Genomic DNA, 16,622 nt, shown 5'->3' on the forward strand with positions numbered 1-16,622 from the left:
TCGCGCGTGGATGTCAGGCAGCTTCGTTACTTCGTCGCGATCGTCGAAAGCGGCTCGATCTCGCGCGCCGCGCAACGGCTCAACGTCGCGCAGCCCTCGCTCAGCCTGCATATCCGCAACATGGAGGCCGATCTCGGCGTGCCGCTGCTCTTCCGCACGCCGCAGGGCGTGCAGGCGACGGAGGCGGGCGAGATCCTCCTGCGCAATGCCCGCACCATCGTCGCCCAGTTCGAGGAGGCCGAGCGCGAGATCCGCGGCAGCGGCCTGGAGCCCGCCGGCGAGGTGCGCCTCGGCCTGCCCTCCTCCATCGCCCAGGTGCTCGGCGTGCCGCTCGTCCTCGCCGCGCGGGAGCAGTTGCCGAAGGTGAAGCTGCGCATCGCCGAGGCGATGAGCGGCTACGTCCTCGACTGGCTGCGCCTCGGGCGCGTCGATCTCGGCCTGCTCTACGCCTTCGTCGAGGATCGGGGCCTGCGCTCCATCGGCCTCCTGTCGGAGGCGCTGCATCTCTTCGGCCCGGCCGGCGATCCCGACGAAGATGCCCTGCCGCCGGCGGGCGCGCCGGTGCCGATCGGCGCGCTGGCCGGCCTGCCGCTGATCCTGCCGAGCCCCGGCCACGGCCTGCGCGATCTGGTGGAGGAAAAGGCGGCGGCCGAGGGCGCGCGTCTCGGCGCCGCGATCGAGATCGACGCCTATGGCGCGATCAAGACGCTGGTCGAGCGCGGCCTCGGCTTCTCGGTCCTGCCCGCCCATGCCATCCGGCGCGAGACGGAGGACGGGCGCCTGCGCGCCTGGCCCTTCGAGCCGGCCTTCCTGCGCACCGTCCACCTGGTCGAGCCGATCGACCGGCCGCTCTCCCAGGCGGTCCGCGCCGTGGAATCCCTCTGCCGCCGCACCCTGCGCGACCTCGTGCGCTCCGGCGCCTGGAGCGGCGCGCAGATGCGGGTCAGCGGCTGAACCGACCGCGCCACCGCGTCCCTCTCCCGAGCCGGGAGAGGGTGCCGGCAGGCGGGTGAGGGAGCCGTAGGGCGCCGGCGTTGGCGCCCGTCACTCCCTCATCCCGCTGCCGCGACCTTCTCCCGGCTCGGGAGAAGGCGAAGCTTCCCGCGCCGCTCCCCGCTCTTCAACCGTTCGACATAGGCCATAGCGCCGGCCTATGCGGGAAAGCGCAAACTTGTCTTGGCGGTCGCGGGCCAGGAGGCGGATACCTCGGCTCGAGCCGGTCGCGCGGACGCGCCGGGGAGGACGGCTGGAGCTCGGAGGGCTCGCCGTCCGGCGCGTCCGCCGCGCCTTTCGGACCACGGATGCGAGGAGCGCCCCCATGAACATCCACGCCGATCCTCAGACCATCAGCGCCGCCAAGGGCGTCTTCATCGACAATGACTGGCGCCCGGCGGCGTCCGGCCGCACCGTGCCGGTCGTGGCGCCGGCGGAAGGGGTCGCCTTCGCCGAGATCGCGGCGGGCGGGGCGGAGGATGTCGACCGCGCCGTCAAGGCGGCGCGCCGCGCCGTCGAGGGCGGCGCCTGGGGGCGGCTCTCGGCCACCGAGCGCGGCCGGCTTCTGACGAAGCTCTCGCTCGCCATCGAGGCCCATGCCGAGGAGCTGGCGCTGATCGAGGCGCGCGACACCGGCAAGCCGATGAAGCAGGCGCGGGCCGACATGGTGGCGACCGCCCGCTATTTCGAATTCTACGGCGGCGCGGCCGATAAGGTGCATGGCGAGACCATTCCCTTCCAGCCCGGCTATTTCGTCGCCACCGAGCGCGTGCCCTACGGCGTCACCGCCCATGTCATTCCCTGGAACTATCCGGCGCAGATGTTCGGCCGCACCGTCGGCCCGGCGCTCACCATGGGCAATGCCTGCGTGGTGAAGCCGGCCGAGGATGCCTGCCTCACGCCGCTGCGCCTTGCCGAGCTCGCGGCCGAATGTGGCTTCCCGGAGGGCGCCCTCGCCATCGTGCCCGGCCTCGGCGATGAGGCGGGCGCGGCCCTGTCCGGCCATCCGGACATCGACTTCATCTCCTTCACCGGCAGCCCCGAAGTCGGAACGCTGATCCAGACCGCTGCCGCCCGGAACCATATCGGCTGCACGCTGGAACTCGGCGGCAAGAGCCCGCATGTCCTCTTCGGCGATGCCGATCTCGACATGGCCGCGACCGTGATCGCCAATACGATGGTGCAGAATGCCGGCCAGACCTGCTCGGCCGGCTCGCGCGTCCTCGTCGAGAAGGCGTCCTACGAGCGCGTGGTCGAGGCGCTGGCCGAGCGCTTCGGCAAGCTCACCGCCGGCACGCCCGAGATGGACCGCGATCTCGGCCCCGTCATCAACGCCACGCAGAAGCGGCGGATCGAGGGCTTCTTCGCCCGCGCGGAGGAAGCCTCCGTGCCGGTCCTCGCCGAAGGCCGGATCGCCGAGGGCGTGCCGGCGGGCGGCTATTTCCTCGCGCCCCGCATCTACGGCCCGGTGCCGCGCGCCAACGAGCTGGCGACGAAGGAGGTCTTCGGCCCCGTCCTTTCCGTCCTGCCCTTCGAGGACGAGGCCGATGCGGTGCGCCTCGCCAACGGCACCGATTACGGGCTGATGGCCGCCGTCTGGTCGCTCGATGGCAACCGGGCACTGCGCGTCGCGCGCGGCATCAAGGCCGGCCAAGTCTATATCAACGCCTTCGGGGCGGGCGGCGGCATCGAGCTGCCCTTCGGCGGCATGAAGAAGTCCGGCCATGGCCGCGAGAAGGGCTTCGCGGCGCTGCACGACGCCTCGACGCTGCGCACCACCATCGTCAAGCACGGCTGACGCCCGCTGCCGCCACGCCATAGGGCGCGGCGATGAGGGATGGACAAAAGCCCTATTGGCGCGGCCCGCCGGCGCCGCGCCAGAGTTCCGGCAGGCGACAGGGCCGCGGCGGACCGGGAGGAGAGGTCGTTGATCAGCAATTTCTACATGCCGACGCGCATCGTCGCCGGCCAGGGCTCGCTCGCCACCATCGGCCGGCTGGCGCGCGACCTGAAGATGAGCCACGTCCTCGTCGTTTCCGATCCGGTCATCTCGAACCAGGATTTCCACGCCGCCGCGCTGGCCTCCCTGGCCGAGGCCGGCATCGAGATCGCCCGCTTCGACGAATGCGGCATCGACGCGCGCTGCTCGCATATCGACGCGGAGGGCCGGCGCGTGCGCCAGGAGCGGATCGATGGCGTCGTCTGCATCGGCGGCGGCTCGGTGATGTGCACCGGCAAGGGCATCGCCATCGTCGCCACCAACGACAAGCCGATGGCCGAATGCACCGGCGTCGGCAAGTTCGACAAAAAGGCCCTGCCGATGATCATGGTGCCGACCACGGCCGGCTCCGGCTCCGAGGTCTCGCAATGGACCATCGTCAAGGACGAGGAGCGGCATCTGAAGCTGCTCGGCGGCGGTCCCCTCAGCTTTCCGGACGCGGCGATCCTCGACCCGGTGACGCTGCGCTCGCTGCCGATGCGCGTCGCGGCGCTGCCCGCCGTCGACGCGCTGACCCATGCGGCGGAGGCCTATTTCAGCGCCATCGGCTCGCCGATCACCGACGCGCTGGCGATTCACGCGGTCGGCCTGCAATACGGCTCGCTCCGCGCCTCGATCAATACCGATGACGAGACGGCGCGGGAGGCCAATCTCGTCGCCTCCTGCATGGCGAACATCGCCTGCGGCAATGCGCGGCTCGGCCATGGCCATGCCCTGTCCCTGCCGCTGGAGGGTCATCTCGACCTGCCCCATCCCTATGGCGTCGGCGTGCTTCTGCCGCATGTCGTCGCCTTCAATCTCGCCGTCCTGCCGGACAAGGTGAAGCCCTTCGCCGAGGCGCTGAAGGTGGAGACGCAGGGGCTCACCCGCGCCGGCATCATCGAGGGCTGCGCCGAGGCGATCCGCGACCTCTACCGCGACATCGGCTTCCCCGAGCGCTTCACGCCGGAGCAATTGCCGGGAGCCCGCGTGCGCGAGATGGCCGAGCGCGCCGTGCCCGGCCTCTATGCCGGCATCGCGGCGCGGGACTTCGATCCGAAAAGCACCAACGACCACACGGTCATCGCCTGCCCCTCGGCGCGCAAGATGACCGTTCGTCAGGCCGAAGAGATCTTCGAGCGCTGCCTCGGCTGAGGGCGAGAGATCAAGCCGCGTTCTGGGAGGAACCGCCATGCCAGACCTGATCCTGCATCACTACGACCTGTCGCCCTTCGGCGAGAAGGTGCGCCTCGCCTTCGGCCACAAGGGGCTCGCCTGGTCCTCGGTGGAGACGCCGATCTGGCCGCCGCGCCCGGACACGGCGCCGCTGACCGCCGGCTATCGCCGCTCGCCGGTGCTCCAGATCGGCGCCGACATCTATTGCGACACGCTGCTGATCTTCCAGGAGCTGGAGCGCCGCTTTCCCGAGCCGACGCTCTATCCGGCGGGCCAGGCCGGGCTTGCCGCGATCCTCTCCTGGTGGGCCGACACGACCTGCTTCATCCCGGCCGCCTCGATCGCCACCTCGATCATCGGCGACGGCGTGCCGCCGGAATTCATCGAGGACCGCATCGCCTTCATGGGCCACGACTTCACGAAACCCGCCTCGCTGCGCGATCTTCCCCTGAACCGCCAGCGCGTTTCGGCGCAGATGGGCCATCTCGCCGACATCCTGAAGGACGGGCGGGCCTTCCTGCTCGGGCCGGGCGAGTCCGCCGCCGATCTGTCCGCCTATCACACGCTCTGGTTCGTGCGCAGCCATGCCGGGGAGGAGGCCGACCGGCTCCTGCCCTTCACGCCGACGATCCTCGCCTGGATGGCGCGCGTCGCCGCGCTCGGCCATGGCGAGCGCGTGCCGCTCGGCGCCGAGGCCGCCCTCGCCCTTGCCCGCGACGCCGAGCCGGAGGCGGTGACGGGCGTCGCCGAGAACGATCCGTCCGGTCTTGCCGCCGGCGACGCCGTCATCATCCGCACCGACGACGCCAACGATCCGATCGCCGGCATCCTCGTCGCGGCCGATGCGCGCGAGATCGTCATCCGGCACGAGAACGCGCGGGTCGGGACCGTGCATGTCCATTTCCCGCGCTTCGGCTACAGCGCGCTGAAGCGCGACGCGGCGCCCGGCGCCACGGCGGCAGCCGCCTGATGCGGATTCTCACCAACACGACCTCGCCCTATGCGCGGATCGCGCGGATCGCGCTCGGCGAGAAGGGCTTCGACCTGTCCGGCACGGAGATCGTCAACCCCTGGGCCGACGATCCGGCGCTTCTGAAGCTGAACAGCGCGGCGCGCGTGCCGACGCTCGCGACGGGCGAGGGCCTGCCGCTGACCGAGAGCCTCCTCATCCTGCTCTGGCTGGAGAAGAAGGTGCCGGAGCCCTCGCTTCTCGCCGGCCCGCTCGACCGGACGATCAGCCTCGCCGGCCGGGCGATGGGCGTCGTCGACGCCATGGCGAACATCGTCACCAACACGATGCAGGTCGATCCGGGTTTCGGCGAGCATCGCGTCGGCCTGCGCCGGCGGCGCACCATTCTCGACGGCTTCCGGGCGCTGGAGGCGGACCCGCCGGCCTATGACGGCGGCACGCCGGACGTCGCGGTGATCGTCACGATCGTGGCGCTCGACTATCTGCGCCTGCGCTTTCGCGACGCGCCCTGGGCGCCCGCCCTGCCGCGCCTCGACGCGCTGCGGGCCAAGGTCGCCGAGCGCCCGGCCTTCGAGACGACCGCACCCTACATCTGAAGGGGTGCGGGACAATGCCACTTCGCCTTCTCCCGAGCCGGGAGAAGGTCCCGGCAGGGGGATGAGGGAAGCGTAGAGCGCTACCGTTTGCGTCCTACGCCTCCCTCACCCGCCTGCCGGCATCCTCTCCCGATTCGGGAGAGGGACGCGGCTTCGACGCCGCTAACAATCTCGGGAGGACGACATGGCGACCGAAAGCGAGAACAAGCAGCTCGCGCGCGACTATTTCGCCGCCTTCATGCGGCGCGACGAGGCCTGGTGGCGGGAGCATATCGCGCCCGAATTCCGGCGCCACGATCCCGGCCTGCCCTTCGAGGTGCGCGGGCCGGAGGGCGTCAAGCAGCTGGCCGACGCCCTGCATCCCGGCATTCCCGACATGGAGCTGCCGATCGAGGACGTGATCGCCGAGGGCGAGAAGGTGCTGGTGCGGCTGCGCGTGAAGGGCACGCATGGCGGCGAGTTGATGGGCCTTGCCGCGACCGGCCGGCCGATCGACATCGGCGTGCTCGACCTCTTCCAGTTCCGCGACGGCAAGCTCGTCGAGCACTGGGCGCTGCTCGACAATCTCGGCCTCCTGAAACAGCTCGGAGTGACCGCGATATGACCGGGCGGCTCGCCGGCAAGTCGGCACTGGTGACGGGGGGCGCCTCGGGCTTCGGCGCCGCCATCGCCCGGAGTTTCGCCCGCGAGGGCGCGAAGGTGACGATCCTCGATCTCGACGCGGCGGGCGGGCGCCGCGTCGCGGAGGAGATCGGGGCCTCGGCGGCGAGCCTTGCCGGCGACGTCACGCGCCGGGCGGATTTCGACCGCGCGGTCGCCGCCACGGTGGCGCATGGCGGCCGGCTCGACATCCTCGTCAACAATGCCGGCTGGACGCATCGCAACAAGCCGCTGGACGAGGTGACGGAGGCGGAGTTCGACCGCGTCTACGCGATCAACGTCAAGTCGATCTTCCATTCGATCCAGGCGAGCCTGCCCCAGTTCGCGGCCCAGGGCGGCGGCGTGGTGGTGAATATCGGCTCGACGGCCGGCATCCGGCCGCGCCCCGGCCTCACCTGGTACAACGGCACGAAGGGCGCGGTGAACATCCTCAGCCGCTCGCTGGCGGTGGAGCTCGCGCCGCGCCGCATCCGGGTCAATGCCGTCGCCCCGGTGATCGGCGCGACGGCCCTGCTCGAAAGCTTCATGGGCCTGCCCGACACGCCGGAGAACCGCGCGAAATTCATCGCCACCATCCCGCTCGGCCGCCTGTCGGAGCCCGACGACGTCGCGGGCGCCTGCCTCTATCTCGCCTCCGACGAGGCCGCCTTCGTCACCGGCGTCGTGCTGGAGGTGGATGGCGGCCGTACCGTCTGAGGCGACGACGGGCCAAGGCCCGCGGCGCCCCGGCTTTTTCGCGGGCGGGCGCTCGCCTTTTCGCGGATTCGGAGGCAACAAGGCACGGGGCGGATGCGAGGGGCCGGGCTTCTCGCCGCCGCCCTGGATGAGCCCCGAGGATCGCGCCATGTCCCCCTCCCCCCCTCGGCTCGACCGGATCGACATGAAGATCCTGGCCGAGCTGCAAAGCAACGGGCGCATGACCAATGTCATGCTGGCCGAGGCCGTCGGCCTGTCGGCCAGCCCCTGCCTGCAGCGGGTGAAGCGGATGGAGCAGGCCGGCTACATCACCGGCTACGGCGCGCAGATCGCGCTGGCGAAGTTCGGCGAGACGGTCACGGTCTTCACCGAGATCACCCTCAACGGCCATACGCGCGAATATTTCCAGACCTTCGAGGCGGCGCTGCGCCGCGTCGAGGAGGCGATGGAATGCCACCTGATCAGCGGCGGCTACGACTATCTCGTGAAATTCGTGACGCGCGGCCTGCCGCATTACCAGGAGGTGATCGAAGCCCTGCTCGACCGCAATATCGGCATCGCAAAATATTTCAGCTACATCGTCCTGCGCACGCCGATCGATAAGGCGCAACTGCCGCTCGGCATCCTGTTCCGCGACGAGGGCTGATATCGGCGCGCTGATGCGCTGATCTCTGGTGATCCCGCTTCAGCTTCGTCATCCCGGGCCCGACCCGGGATCCATGCCTCGACGGAACCGCATGGATAGGGGTGGAGATGCGCGTTCTTCCGCACCGGTCCCGACCTGTTATGACCGACTTGGAATGGATCCCGGCTCAAGGCCGGGATGACGATGCGGTGAGGTGAGCGGGCCTCGGCGAAGGCGCGATGGTATGAGGCTCGGGAAGACGGAGGAGGCCGGGCGGCGGCCTCCCCGTTTCGCGGATGGCACGGGCGCCGAGCGGCCTACCAGCAGGTGAAGCCTGCATCCGCCACCACCGTCGTGCCGGTCATCAGGCTGGAGGCGTCGGAGGCGAGGAAATGGACGACGGAGGCGATCTCGTCCGGCTTGCCCATGCGGTGCATCGGCGTGTCGCGCAGCCAGACGTCGATCATGCCGTCATTGTCGTGACGGTAGCTCGTCATCTCGGTCTCGATATAGGTCGGGGCCACCGCGTTCACCCGGACGCCGCGATCCGCCCATTCGGCGGCGAGCGAGGAGGTGAGCTGGTGCACCGCCGCCTTGGCGGCGTTGTAATAGGTCTGCTTCTGCGGGCGGTTGGAGATGATGCCCGACATCGAGCCGATATTGACGATGGCGCCCCGGCCCGCCTTCAGCATGTGGCGGCCGAAGGCGCGGTTGCACCAGAAGACGCCGTTATAGTTCACGTCGTTGACGTTCAGCCAGCGCTCGTCCTCCGTATCCTCCGCCGCGACGCCCGAACGGGCGATGCCGGCATTGGCGACGAGGATGTCGACGCGGCCGTGCCGCGCGACGAGCTCCGCCGCCAGCGCCTCGACCTCGGCCGGCTTCGTCACGTCGAGCGGATGAACGCTTGTCCGGTAGCCCTTTTCGGCGAGCGCGGCCTGGCCGCGCGCCCCGATCTCGGGATCGATATCGGCGATGATCACCTCGGCGCCATGTTCGGCCAGCGCCTCGCAGATGGCGAGGCCGATGCCGCGCCCGCCCCCGGTGACGACGGCGATCCGGCCGTCCAGTCGCATCTTCTCGGCATACATGCGTGTCGTCCCTCCCAGAACGGATTGAGGTCTCAGGGCGTGATGAACGGGTGCCGGCCGGGCGAGGGAAAGCGGTCGCGCCGCAGTCCGATCAGCCGCTCGACCTGACGCGCGTCGAATTCCTGGGCGCCGCCATAGCCGGCGGCGAGATAGACGACCTTCGCGTAGTAATCGAGCGCCTCCATCTTGAACCAGGCCGATTGCAGGTCGTGGCCGCAGGACAGGGCGCCGTGATTCTCCAGAAGCACGGCATCGTGGCGCTCCAGATAGGGCCGGATCGCGTCCGACAGTTCCTCGGTGGAGGGCAGGCCGTAGGGCGCCAGCGGCACCTCGCCGAGAAACATCGTCGATTCCGGCATGATCTGCTGCGTGAGCGGCTTGCCGCAGATCGCGTGCACCGTCGCGTAGAGGGGATGGGCGTGAACGACGGCGCGCACGTCCGGCCGCGCGTCGTAGACGCAGAGATGCATGCGCGTCTCGGTCGAGGGCTTCCAGCGCGAATCCGTCAGCGGCGCGCCGTCGCGGCCGATATGGCAGATCATGTCTGGCGTCATGAAGCCCTTGGAGACGCCGGTCGGCGTGCAGAGCAGCGTGTCGTCGTCCAGAAGCACGCTGATATTGCCGTCATTGGCGGCGCCCATGCCCTTGTCCCAGGCCCGCCGGCCGATATCGCAGATGGCGCGCCGCAGCGCTTCGATCGTGTCGCTCATGATGTCCGTCCCTGCCCGCGCCGGACCCTCGCAAAAGCACGGTCACAAATCAACAGAAATCCACATATCCCCTCACGATGCCACATCGAGCGCGACGCCGGCATCGTCGAGCGCCGCGCGCCAGCGCTCGTCCGGCAGGCGATCGGTGACGATCCGATCGACGGCGTGAAGCGGAGCGGCGGTGAGGAGCCCCGGCCCGTCGAACTTGTCGCCGTCGACGAGCAGCACCGTGCGCGCCGCGCTGTCGATGAAGGCGCGCTTCAGCGCCGCGTCCTCGGCATTGGCGACGAGAAGACCGCCGTCCGGCGACAGGGCCTTCACCGAGATGAAGGCGCGATCGGCGCGGAAGCGGCGGATCGCCTCCACCGCCAGCGGCCCGGCGAAGGTCATCAGTTCGCGCCGCCATTCGCCGCCGACCGACAGAAGCTGGTGCGGCATCGCATGCGGGTCGGACAGGAGCGCCACCGAATTGGTGACGAGGGTGAGGCCGCGCCGCGCGCCGAGCGGCCGGACGATCTCGTGCACGGTGGAGGAGGAATCGAGCATGATCGCCTCGCCATCCCGCACCTCCGCCGCGGCGAGCGCCGCGATGCGGCGCTTGGCGGCGATGTTCAGCACCGAGCGGGCGGGAAAGGGCAGGTCCTCGCCCTGCGGCGGCGGGGCCGGCAGGGCGCCGCCATGGCAGCGGCGGAGCAGCCCCGCCTCCTCCAGCTTCAGGAGATCGCGCCGCACCGTCTCGCCGGAGACCGCAAGCGCCCGCGCCACCTCCGCCACGAGCACCCGCCCGTCGCGCCGCAGGTGGTCGAGGATCGTCTGGAAGCGCTCGTCGGGGAGAAGGCTCACGGCCGGGCGACCTTTCGAAAGAGAGTGCCGGACACGCCTCGCGACTCGCCCGGCAATCCGGCTAGAACACGCAAGACGAGCGCGAAGCGACGATCAGCGGAGAGGACGGGCATGCTGCATCACATCGAGATCTATGTCTCGGACCTCGACGCGTCCCACGCCTTCTGGTCGGCGCTTCTCGCCCGGATCGGCTATGCGGAGACCGGCCGCTGGGCGGAGGGCTTCTCGCTCGCCGCCGGACCCGGTGCCTATCTGACCTTCGTGCAGGTCGCCGAGAATCATGCAACGCGGCCCTATCATCGCTGCGGGGTCGGCCTCAACCATCTCGCCTTCCGCGTCGCGGACCGGGCGACCGTCGATGCGCTCCGCGATCATTGCCAGGCGACCGGCGTCTCCTGCCTCTACGACGACCGCTATCCCTTCGCGAATGGCGGCGACGACTATTACGCGCTCTTCGTCGAGGACCCGGACCGGATCAAGGTCGAGTTCGTCGCGGCCTGACCTCGGCCGCCGTCGCGCCGCCGGCCTCCGGACCAGGAGGCGCCGATGGCGGACGTTCTGTCGCGAGCTGGTGCCGGGCAGACGGTTCGGCGCTTGCGTCGCCGCCCTCGCATCGGGTCCTGTCATGCGTCTCGCTTCGAACCGGGGCCGTGACCGATCTATAGCGCGGCGCGCGGCGGCGCGCCCTCCCCCGATGTCAGGGAATGGCGGAGCCGCGCCCGTCCTTCGCCGGTGCCGGTCTCAGGCGAAGGCGATCCGCGCCGGACGGGCTGCGAGGTAGCGCTCGGCGAGGGTGACGGTGCCTTGCGTATAGGCCGGACCGAGGGCCTTGGCGGTCGGGGTCTCGGCATGCGAGGCGATCCAGGCGGTGAGCTGCATCCGGCGCAGCATGACGAAGGCGGGCAGCATCGCCGCCTGCGCCTCGGCGAAGGGCGCGACGGCGCGATAGCCCTCCAGCCAGGCCTCCATCAGCGCCGGCACGATCGGCTCGTGCTCGATGAAGCTGACGGCGGCGGCGAAGTCGTAGCCGAACCAGGAGAAGCCGCAATCGTCGAAGTCGATCACCGCCATCTCTTCGCCCTCGACCAGAAGATTGGCGGCGCGCAGATCGCAATGGACGAGGCCGAAGCGGTCCTCCGCCTCGCCGAAGGCGGCCGTTTCCGCTTCGAGACGACGATGCAGGCGCTCCAGCACCGCGCGGCCCGGCGCGTCGAGGCCGAAGGCATCGCGCCAGTCGCCCCAGTAAGCCCTGGACCCGAGGATCGTCGCGAAGTTCCAGCGCTTGCGGGTGAACCTTTCCGGCCGGGTCCAGCTTTTGGCATGGCGATGCAGGCGGGCGTTGATCGCGCCGAGATGGCGGAACCAGCGCGGCAGGTCGTCCCCCGCCTCCGGCTCGCGCCCGCCCCGATGCTCGAAGGCGACGACATGGCGCCGCGTGTCGCCGTTCTCGAAGGCGACGAGCAGCTTTCCGTCGCGCGTCGGCACCGGGCGAGGCGTCGGGACCACGTCGGCCGCGCGCAAAGCCTCGATCCAGGCAAGCTCCGAGGCGATCTCCGCTTCGGTGTGATAGTCCGGCCGATGGACGCGCAGGATCAGCCGCCGGTCCGGCTCCTTCAAAAGGAAGGTGGCGTTTTCCGAGACCGTCAGAAGCGAAAGTGCCGCCGCCGGCCCGAAGCCCCAGAGCGGCAGGAGGCCGCGCAGATCCGCCGCGAGCCGGGCCAGGAAGGCGGCGTCGTAGAGCATGGAGAATCCTCGTCTTCACCGCCGCCGGAGGCGCCGCGCCTCGCCGATCGACTCGGCCGGTGCTCCTAGCAGAGGTCCGGGGACGGCGCGAAGGGGTCGGGCGGCGGCGAAGGGCGACCGGCCTGGCAGCGTCCGCGAAGGCACTTCGACCACCGCACCTCTGTTATGATCTTTATCGACTGCGTTTCAGCTTCGTCGTCCCGGCCTTGAGCCGGGACCCATGCCGTCCACGAAACCGCAGGGATGAGGTTGGAGACGCGGCCTCCCTCCGCGTCGTTTCCTGCCCGTCGCGACCGGCTTGGAATGGATCCTGGCTCAAGGCCGGGATGACGAAGCGGCAGGGCAAGCGGGTCTCCGGAAGGGCGCGAAAGTCTTCACAGCCCGGCGGCGGCGGGGTGGCGGAGGTCGGCCGCCCGATAGGCGCCGGGGCTTGCCATCGCCAACGGGGCCGGACGGTCGAGCGGCGCCGGTCCGGCCGGGGCGGCCAGGAAGCGTTCGGCGAAGTCGCCCGCCGCCGCCGGCCGGCCGAAGAGATAGCCCTGACCCTCCAGGCAGCCGCCGTCGCCGAGCCGCAGTTCCTGTTCCATCGTCTCGACGCCCTCGGCGATGACCGAGACGCCGAGCCGGCGCCCGAGGAGCAGGATCGCCTCGACCACCGCCGCGTCGAGACCGGAGACGATCATGCCCTGGACGAAGCTGCGGTCGATCTTCAGCCGCGTCAGCGGAAAGTCGCGCAGGCTGGCGAAGGAGGCGTAGCCGGTGCCGTAATCGTCGAAGGCGATGCCGAGCCCCCGCGTCTTCAGGTCGGCGAGCCGCGCCTTCAGCCCGGCATCGGCGGAAAGCTGCACGGTTTCCGGCAGTTCCAGTTCCAGCGCCTCGGCCGGCAGGTCGTGCGCCGCCAGCGCCCGCGCCACTTTCTCCGGCAGGGCGGGGTCCCGCAGCTGCGAGGCGAAGAGATTGGCGGCGATGCGGAAATCCGGCATCCGCCGCCGCCATTCGGCCGCCTGGCGGCAGGCTTCCCAGAGGATCCAGTCGCCGACCGCCATGGAGAGCGGGCTCTTTTCCAGAACCGGCAGGAAGCCGGCCGGCGCCATCAGCCCCTTCTCGGGATGGCGCCAGCGCAGCAGCGCCTCGGCGCCGATGAGCCGGCGGTCGGCCAGCCGATATTGCGGCTGGTAGAAGAGCTCGAACTCGCCCCGTTCCACCGCCGCGCGCAGTTGGCGGCGGGTATTGCCGAGATCGATCGCCGCCTGCCGCAACTCGGGCGCAAAATAGCGGAAGCGGCCGCGCCCCTCGCGCTTGGCCGCGTAGAGCGCGCTGTCGGCCGAGGACAGGAGCTCCGTCGCCTCGGTGCCATGATCCGGCGCCGTGGCGATGCCGATGCTGGCGCCCACCAGCACTTCCGCCTCGTCGAGCGGGATGGGCCGCGATATGGCGGCGATCAGCGCTTCGGCGAGGGCCGCGCAACGGCCGAGCGCGTTCTCGCCAGCGACGACGAGGGCGAATTCGTCGCCGCCGAAGCGCGCCAGGACGTCGTCCGGCACGACGGTCGCCAGCATGCGGGCGCTCACCACCTTCAGCACCGCGTCGCCGCTCTCGTGGCCGAGCGCGTCGTTGATCTCCTTGAAGCCGTCGAGATCGATCATCAGCACGGCGAAGGGGCCTGTGTCCTCGATCGCCGCGATATGCCGGGTCAGCGCCGGGCGGTTGGGCAGGCCCGTCAGCGGATCGGTGCGGGCGAGTTCGGCCAGCCGCGCCTCCCGCGCCTTCCGCTCGCGCGCGTCCCGCGTGATGAAGCCGAAGCAGGGGCGCCCGCCCTCCAGCCAGCTCGAAGTGGAGAGTTCGACGGGCAGAAGCCGGCCCTCGCGGTCCAAGAGCTCGTATTCCCTCATCCCGCCGACGGCTGCCATGGCCCGGGTCAGGAAATCGCCCTTGGCCTGGATCTCCCGGGTCGTCACGCGGTCGACCGGGCGGCCGAGGATCTCGGCCCGCGGGATGCCGTGCAGCCTTTCGGCGGCATCGTTCCAGAAAGTGACGATGCCGGCCTCGTCCGTGCAGCAGATGCCGTCCGGCGCGGCCGCCGCGATCTGGAGGAAGCGGTTCCGGCTCGCCTCGTGCGCATGGGCGAGGCGCTCCATCTCGGAAGTCGCGTCGCGACGGATCTCGGCCGCCGCCGCCTCGCCCTCCTGGATGTCGATCAGCGAACCGCACATGCGCGTCGGCATGCCCAGCGCGTCGTGGACGACGCCGCCGATCCCGCGAAACCAGCGATAGCTGCCGTCGGCATGGCGCAGGCGGAACTTGACGTCGTAATGGGTGACGGGGGCGGTGTCGGTGAAGAGCCGCCCCAGTTCCTTGAGCATCGCGTCCACGTCGTCGGCATGGAGGCGGTCGCGCCAGGATTGATAGAGGTCGGGAAACCCGGCTTCCGTGTCATGGCCGACGAGCCGGCGATATTCCGCCGAATAGGCCCAGCGGCTGTCGGGATGGAACGGGTCGCCGTCGACGATGAAGGCGTCGAAGAGACCCACGCCGGCATGGCGGCTGAGAAGCTTGAGCACGTCGGGACTGCCGGTCTTGAACGTCAAGCGTCGATCCTCCCATCGTCCTGCCGCCGGCCCCGCGCAACGGCGCCGGGCGCTCCGGCCCCGATCTACTTAGAAGGGATTTTGCGGAGACGGTCTCTAGGAATGGTTGATTGGCCGGCTGATATTTTGCCGCCCACATTCTCCACCACGTTTTTTCGTCGCGAGTTGGCGGCAAGGTTAGCGCGTCATAAACAAGTCGGCGGCAAGGGCGCGACGCGGCCGGCGGCCGGCGGCGCCCGTGGCGTCAGACGTAGAGCGCCGCCATCCGCCGCCAGGCGCCCGCGCTATGGGCGCGTCCGTTCCAGAAATGCAAGGCGTGCCCCACGGCCTTCTCGTGAAGCAGACGGCTGAGATGCCGGTTGTTCTCCAGGAAGGGGTCCGCATCGCCGATCGCGAGAACGATGTCGAGCTCGCGCAACCGTTCGAGCCGCCAGTCGCCCCCGGCGAGACCCGGCAGGAAATGCGTCGGGGTGCGGAAATAGATGTCGTCGTCGTAATAGCCGTCGAAGAGGTCGCCGAAGCTTTCGACCCGCAAGGTCAGGTCGTAGCGGCCGGAGAGCGCGACGAGCTTGCGGAAGAGATGCGGATGCCGGAAGACGAGGCTCGCCGCCTGGAAGGCGCCGAGGCTGCATCCCATCGCCATGGTGCAGTCATGGCCGTTCAGCGCCGCCATCAGCGGCAGGACCTCGTGCAGCACGTAGTCCTCGAGCGCGGCATGGCGGCGGATGCGTTCGGCCGGATGGCGGCCGGCGTCGTAGAAGCTCTCGCGCGCCAGCCCCTCGATGCAATAGAGCTGGAGATGGCCCGCCCGCACCTTGTCGGCGAGGCTGGAGACGAGGTTCAGCGTCTCGTATTCCCAGAAACGGCCCTCGCGCGTCGGAAACATCAGCACCTTCGCGCCGGCATGGCCGAAGATCAGGAGTTCCATGTCGCGATCGAGCCGCGAACTGTACCAGCGTCGATAATCGCGCCTCATGGTGCCCGGAAGAATTCGCCGACCCTCTCGCGAAGCATGGCTCCCTGATCCGCCATGCCAGGATAGTCGGTATGGCCCGCATCCAGGATGAAGCTTTCATGAAGGCTCGATGACGCCAGCGCATTGGCGATCGAGAACTGGCAGGGCGGGGCGACCGCCGGGTCGAAGCGGGCGGGCGCGACGAGCATCGGCACGGTGATCAGCGTCGCGGCGCTGGCCGCGTCGAAGAAGGCCAGCGTCTCCGCCACTTCCGGGTGCCGCCTTCGATAGGCCTGGACGGCGGCGGCGCTGCCGATCGAGGGCAGGCTCAGCCAGAGCGGCATGTTGCCGAAGGTCGGCACGGTGAGCTGGCCGCGATCGAGGCGCGCGTCGAAGGCGAGGGCGAGCGCGCCGATTCCGCCGCCGAAGCTGATGCCGCTATAGCCGACGCGGCCGGCGATTTCGGGATGGAGCGCGAGAAGCGCCGAGACGGCGAGCCAGAGATCCTCGACGCAGCCGCCGAGCACGTAGCGCTCCGGTTTGTCGATGTCGTGCAGCACATGCCAGGCCGGATTGGCGGAGATCGCCGGATGCCGGCTGCGCGACAGGCCGCGACAGCAGGGAAAGAGCAGGGCCGTCGCCTCGACCGGCAGGTCGAGATCCGGCGCCTCGCGCCCGCCATAGCCATGGCCGACGACGAGGCCGCGCCGCACCTCGCCCCGGCGCGGCAGCAGGAGCCAGCCGCCGATCGCGCAGCCGTCGGTGGAAGTGAAGGCGAGGTCGAAGACCCGCCAGTCGGGATGGTCGCTGGAGTCGGGCGAAAGGCGCGGGCGCGGCTCGACGGCGAGCGCCCGCCGATACCGCGCCTCCCAGAACTCGCGGAAGCCCGACGGCGCGGCCGGGGCCCGCAGCGCCCGCAGCGCGTCGAGCCCCATGCCATGGGTCGGATCGAAGCCGTAGGAGTGGTCGGTCGGAATGCTCATGGCGCGCTTGTCGCG

16 protein-coding genes are annotated in these 16,622 nt (G+C 70.0%); 9 read left to right on the top strand and 7 right to left on the bottom strand.

Annotated features, from left to right (window positions below):
- Positions 1-6: 6 nt before the first annotated feature.
- From IEY14_RS23705 to IEY14_RS23740, 8 genes are all read left to right on the top strand, one after another.
- The gene (locus IEY14_RS23705) at positions 7-954 is read left to right on the top strand and encodes a LysR family transcriptional regulator (protein ID WP_188912979.1); all 948 of its coding nucleotides are present in this window, start codon (positions 7-9) and stop codon (positions 952-954) included.
- Between the two features lie 364 nt (positions 955-1,318).
- Positions 1,319-2,791, top strand: coding sequence for an aldehyde dehydrogenase family protein (locus tag IEY14_RS23710; RefSeq protein WP_188912980.1), 1,473 nt, complete (start codon positions 1,319-1,321; stop codon positions 2,789-2,791).
- A gap of 129 nt (positions 2,792-2,920) precedes the next feature.
- Positions 2,921-4,126, top strand: a complete 1,206-nt coding sequence (locus tag IEY14_RS23715; protein WP_188912983.1) for an iron-containing alcohol dehydrogenase — start codon at positions 2,921-2,923, stop codon at positions 4,124-4,126.
- Positions 4,127-4,163: 37 nt separating this feature from the next.
- On the top strand, positions 4,164-5,117 hold the full coding sequence (locus tag IEY14_RS23720; protein ID WP_188912985.1) for a glutathione S-transferase family protein: 954 nt from the start codon (positions 4,164-4,166) through the stop codon (positions 5,115-5,117).
- The gene (locus IEY14_RS23725) at positions 5,117-5,713 is read left to right on the top strand and encodes a glutathione S-transferase family protein (protein WP_188912986.1); all 597 of its coding nucleotides are present in this window, start codon (positions 5,117-5,119) and stop codon (positions 5,711-5,713) included. Before IEY14_RS23720 ends, IEY14_RS23725 begins: the two co-directional genes overlap by 1 nt.
- A gap of 184 nt (positions 5,714-5,897) precedes the next feature.
- Positions 5,898-6,317: an ester cyclase gene (locus IEY14_RS23730; RefSeq protein WP_188912988.1), complete on the top strand. Its 420-nt coding sequence runs from the start codon at positions 5,898-5,900 to the stop codon at positions 6,315-6,317.
- The gene (locus tag IEY14_RS23735; RefSeq protein ID WP_188912991.1) at positions 6,314-7,069 is read left to right on the top strand and encodes a glucose 1-dehydrogenase; all 756 of its coding nucleotides are present in this window, start codon (positions 6,314-6,316) and stop codon (positions 7,067-7,069) included. The genes IEY14_RS23730 and IEY14_RS23735 overlap by 4 nt, the downstream gene beginning before the upstream one ends.
- Positions 7,070-7,217: 148 nt before the next feature.
- Complete coding sequence (locus tag IEY14_RS23740; RefSeq protein WP_188912993.1) at positions 7,218-7,715, top strand: Lrp/AsnC family transcriptional regulator; 498 nt, start codon at positions 7,218-7,220, stop codon at positions 7,713-7,715.
- A gap of 296 nt (positions 7,716-8,011) precedes the next feature.
- Here IEY14_RS23740 and IEY14_RS23745 read toward each other — a convergent pair whose 3' ends face one another.
- The 3 genes from IEY14_RS23745 to IEY14_RS23755 all read right to left on the bottom strand — a co-directional run bounded on the left by IEY14_RS23745 (position 8,012) and on the right by IEY14_RS23755 (position 10,338).
- Positions 8,012-8,785, bottom strand: coding sequence for an SDR family NAD(P)-dependent oxidoreductase (locus IEY14_RS23745; RefSeq protein WP_188912994.1), 774 nt, complete (start codon positions 8,783-8,785; stop codon positions 8,012-8,014).
- A 32-nt stretch (positions 8,786-8,817) separates the two neighbouring features.
- A complete protein-coding gene (locus tag IEY14_RS23750; RefSeq protein ID WP_188912996.1) occupies positions 8,818-9,495 on the bottom strand; it encodes a class II aldolase/adducin family protein in 678 nt (225 codons plus the stop codon).
- A gap of 72 nt (positions 9,496-9,567) precedes the next feature.
- Entirely contained in the window at positions 9,568-10,338 is a 771-nt protein-coding gene (locus IEY14_RS23755) for a DeoR/GlpR family DNA-binding transcription regulator (RefSeq protein WP_188912998.1), read from the bottom strand.
- 111 nt (positions 10,339-10,449) lie between these two features.
- On the opposite strand from IEY14_RS23755, the gene IEY14_RS23760 reads away from it, so the two are divergent.
- Positions 10,450-10,839, top strand: coding sequence for a VOC family protein (locus IEY14_RS23760; protein ID WP_188913000.1), 390 nt, complete (start codon positions 10,450-10,452; stop codon positions 10,837-10,839).
- A gap of 240 nt (positions 10,840-11,079) precedes the next feature.
- Here IEY14_RS23760 and IEY14_RS23765 read toward each other — a convergent pair whose 3' ends face one another.
- The 4 genes from IEY14_RS23765 to IEY14_RS23780 form a co-directional block, all read right to left on the bottom strand.
- Complete coding sequence (locus IEY14_RS23765) at positions 11,080-12,081, bottom strand: phosphotransferase enzyme family protein (RefSeq protein WP_188913002.1); 1,002 nt, start codon at positions 12,079-12,081, stop codon at positions 11,080-11,082.
- A 374-nt stretch (positions 12,082-12,455) separates the two neighbouring features.
- A complete protein-coding gene (locus tag IEY14_RS23770) occupies positions 12,456-14,669 on the bottom strand; it encodes a putative bifunctional diguanylate cyclase/phosphodiesterase (RefSeq protein WP_188913004.1) in 2,214 nt (737 codons plus the stop codon).
- Positions 14,670-14,913: 244 nt separating this feature from the next.
- Entirely contained in the window at positions 14,914-15,645 is a 732-nt protein-coding gene (locus tag IEY14_RS23775) for an esterase family protein (RefSeq protein WP_188913006.1), read from the bottom strand.
- A complete protein-coding gene (locus tag IEY14_RS23780) occupies positions 15,642-16,607 on the bottom strand; it encodes an acetylxylan esterase (RefSeq protein WP_188913008.1) in 966 nt (321 codons plus the stop codon). Before IEY14_RS23780 ends, IEY14_RS23775 begins: the two co-directional genes overlap by 4 nt.
- Between the last annotated feature and the right edge of the window lie 15 nt (positions 16,608-16,622).

Source organism: Aureimonas endophytica, from assembly GCF_014642635.1.
Classification (GTDB): Bacteria; Pseudomonadota; Alphaproteobacteria; order Rhizobiales; family Rhizobiaceae; genus Plantimonas; species Plantimonas endophytica.

Coding starts and splice junctions, on each gene's coding strand:
- IEY14_RS23710 (WP_188912980.1), top strand. CDS start 1,319: ATGAACATCCACGCCGATCCTCAGACCATCAGCGCCGCCAAGGGCGTC.
- IEY14_RS23720 (WP_188912985.1), top strand. CDS start 4,164: ATGCCAGACCTGATCCTGCATCACTACGACCTGTCGCCCTTCGGCGAG.
- IEY14_RS23725 (WP_188912986.1), top strand. CDS start 5,117: ATGCGGATTCTCACCAACACGACCTCGCCCTATGCGCGGATCGCGCGG.
- IEY14_RS23730 (WP_188912988.1), top strand. CDS start 5,898: ATGGCGACCGAAAGCGAGAACAAGCAGCTCGCGCGCGACTATTTCGCC.
- IEY14_RS23735 (WP_188912991.1), top strand. CDS start 6,314: ATGACCGGGCGGCTCGCCGGCAAGTCGGCACTGGTGACGGGGGGCGCC.
- IEY14_RS23740 (WP_188912993.1), top strand. CDS start 7,218: ATGTCCCCCTCCCCCCCTCGGCTCGACCGGATCGACATGAAGATCCTG.
- IEY14_RS23745 (WP_188912994.1), bottom strand. CDS start 8,785: ATGTATGCCGAGAAGATGCGACTGGACGGCCGGATCGCCGTCGTCACC.
- IEY14_RS23750 (WP_188912996.1), bottom strand. CDS start 9,495: ATGAGCGACACGATCGAAGCGCTGCGGCGCGCCATCTGCGATATCGGC.
- IEY14_RS23760 (WP_188913000.1), top strand. CDS start 10,450: ATGCTGCATCACATCGAGATCTATGTCTCGGACCTCGACGCGTCCCAC.
- IEY14_RS23765 (WP_188913002.1), bottom strand. CDS start 12,081: ATGCTCTACGACGCCGCCTTCCTGGCCCGGCTCGCGGCGGATCTGCGC.
- IEY14_RS23775 (WP_188913006.1), bottom strand. CDS start 15,645: ATGAGGCGCGATTATCGACGCTGGTACAGTTCGCGGCTCGATCGCGAC.
- IEY14_RS23780 (WP_188913008.1), bottom strand. CDS start 16,607: ATGAGCATTCCGACCGACCACTCCTACGGCTTCGATCCGACCCATGGC.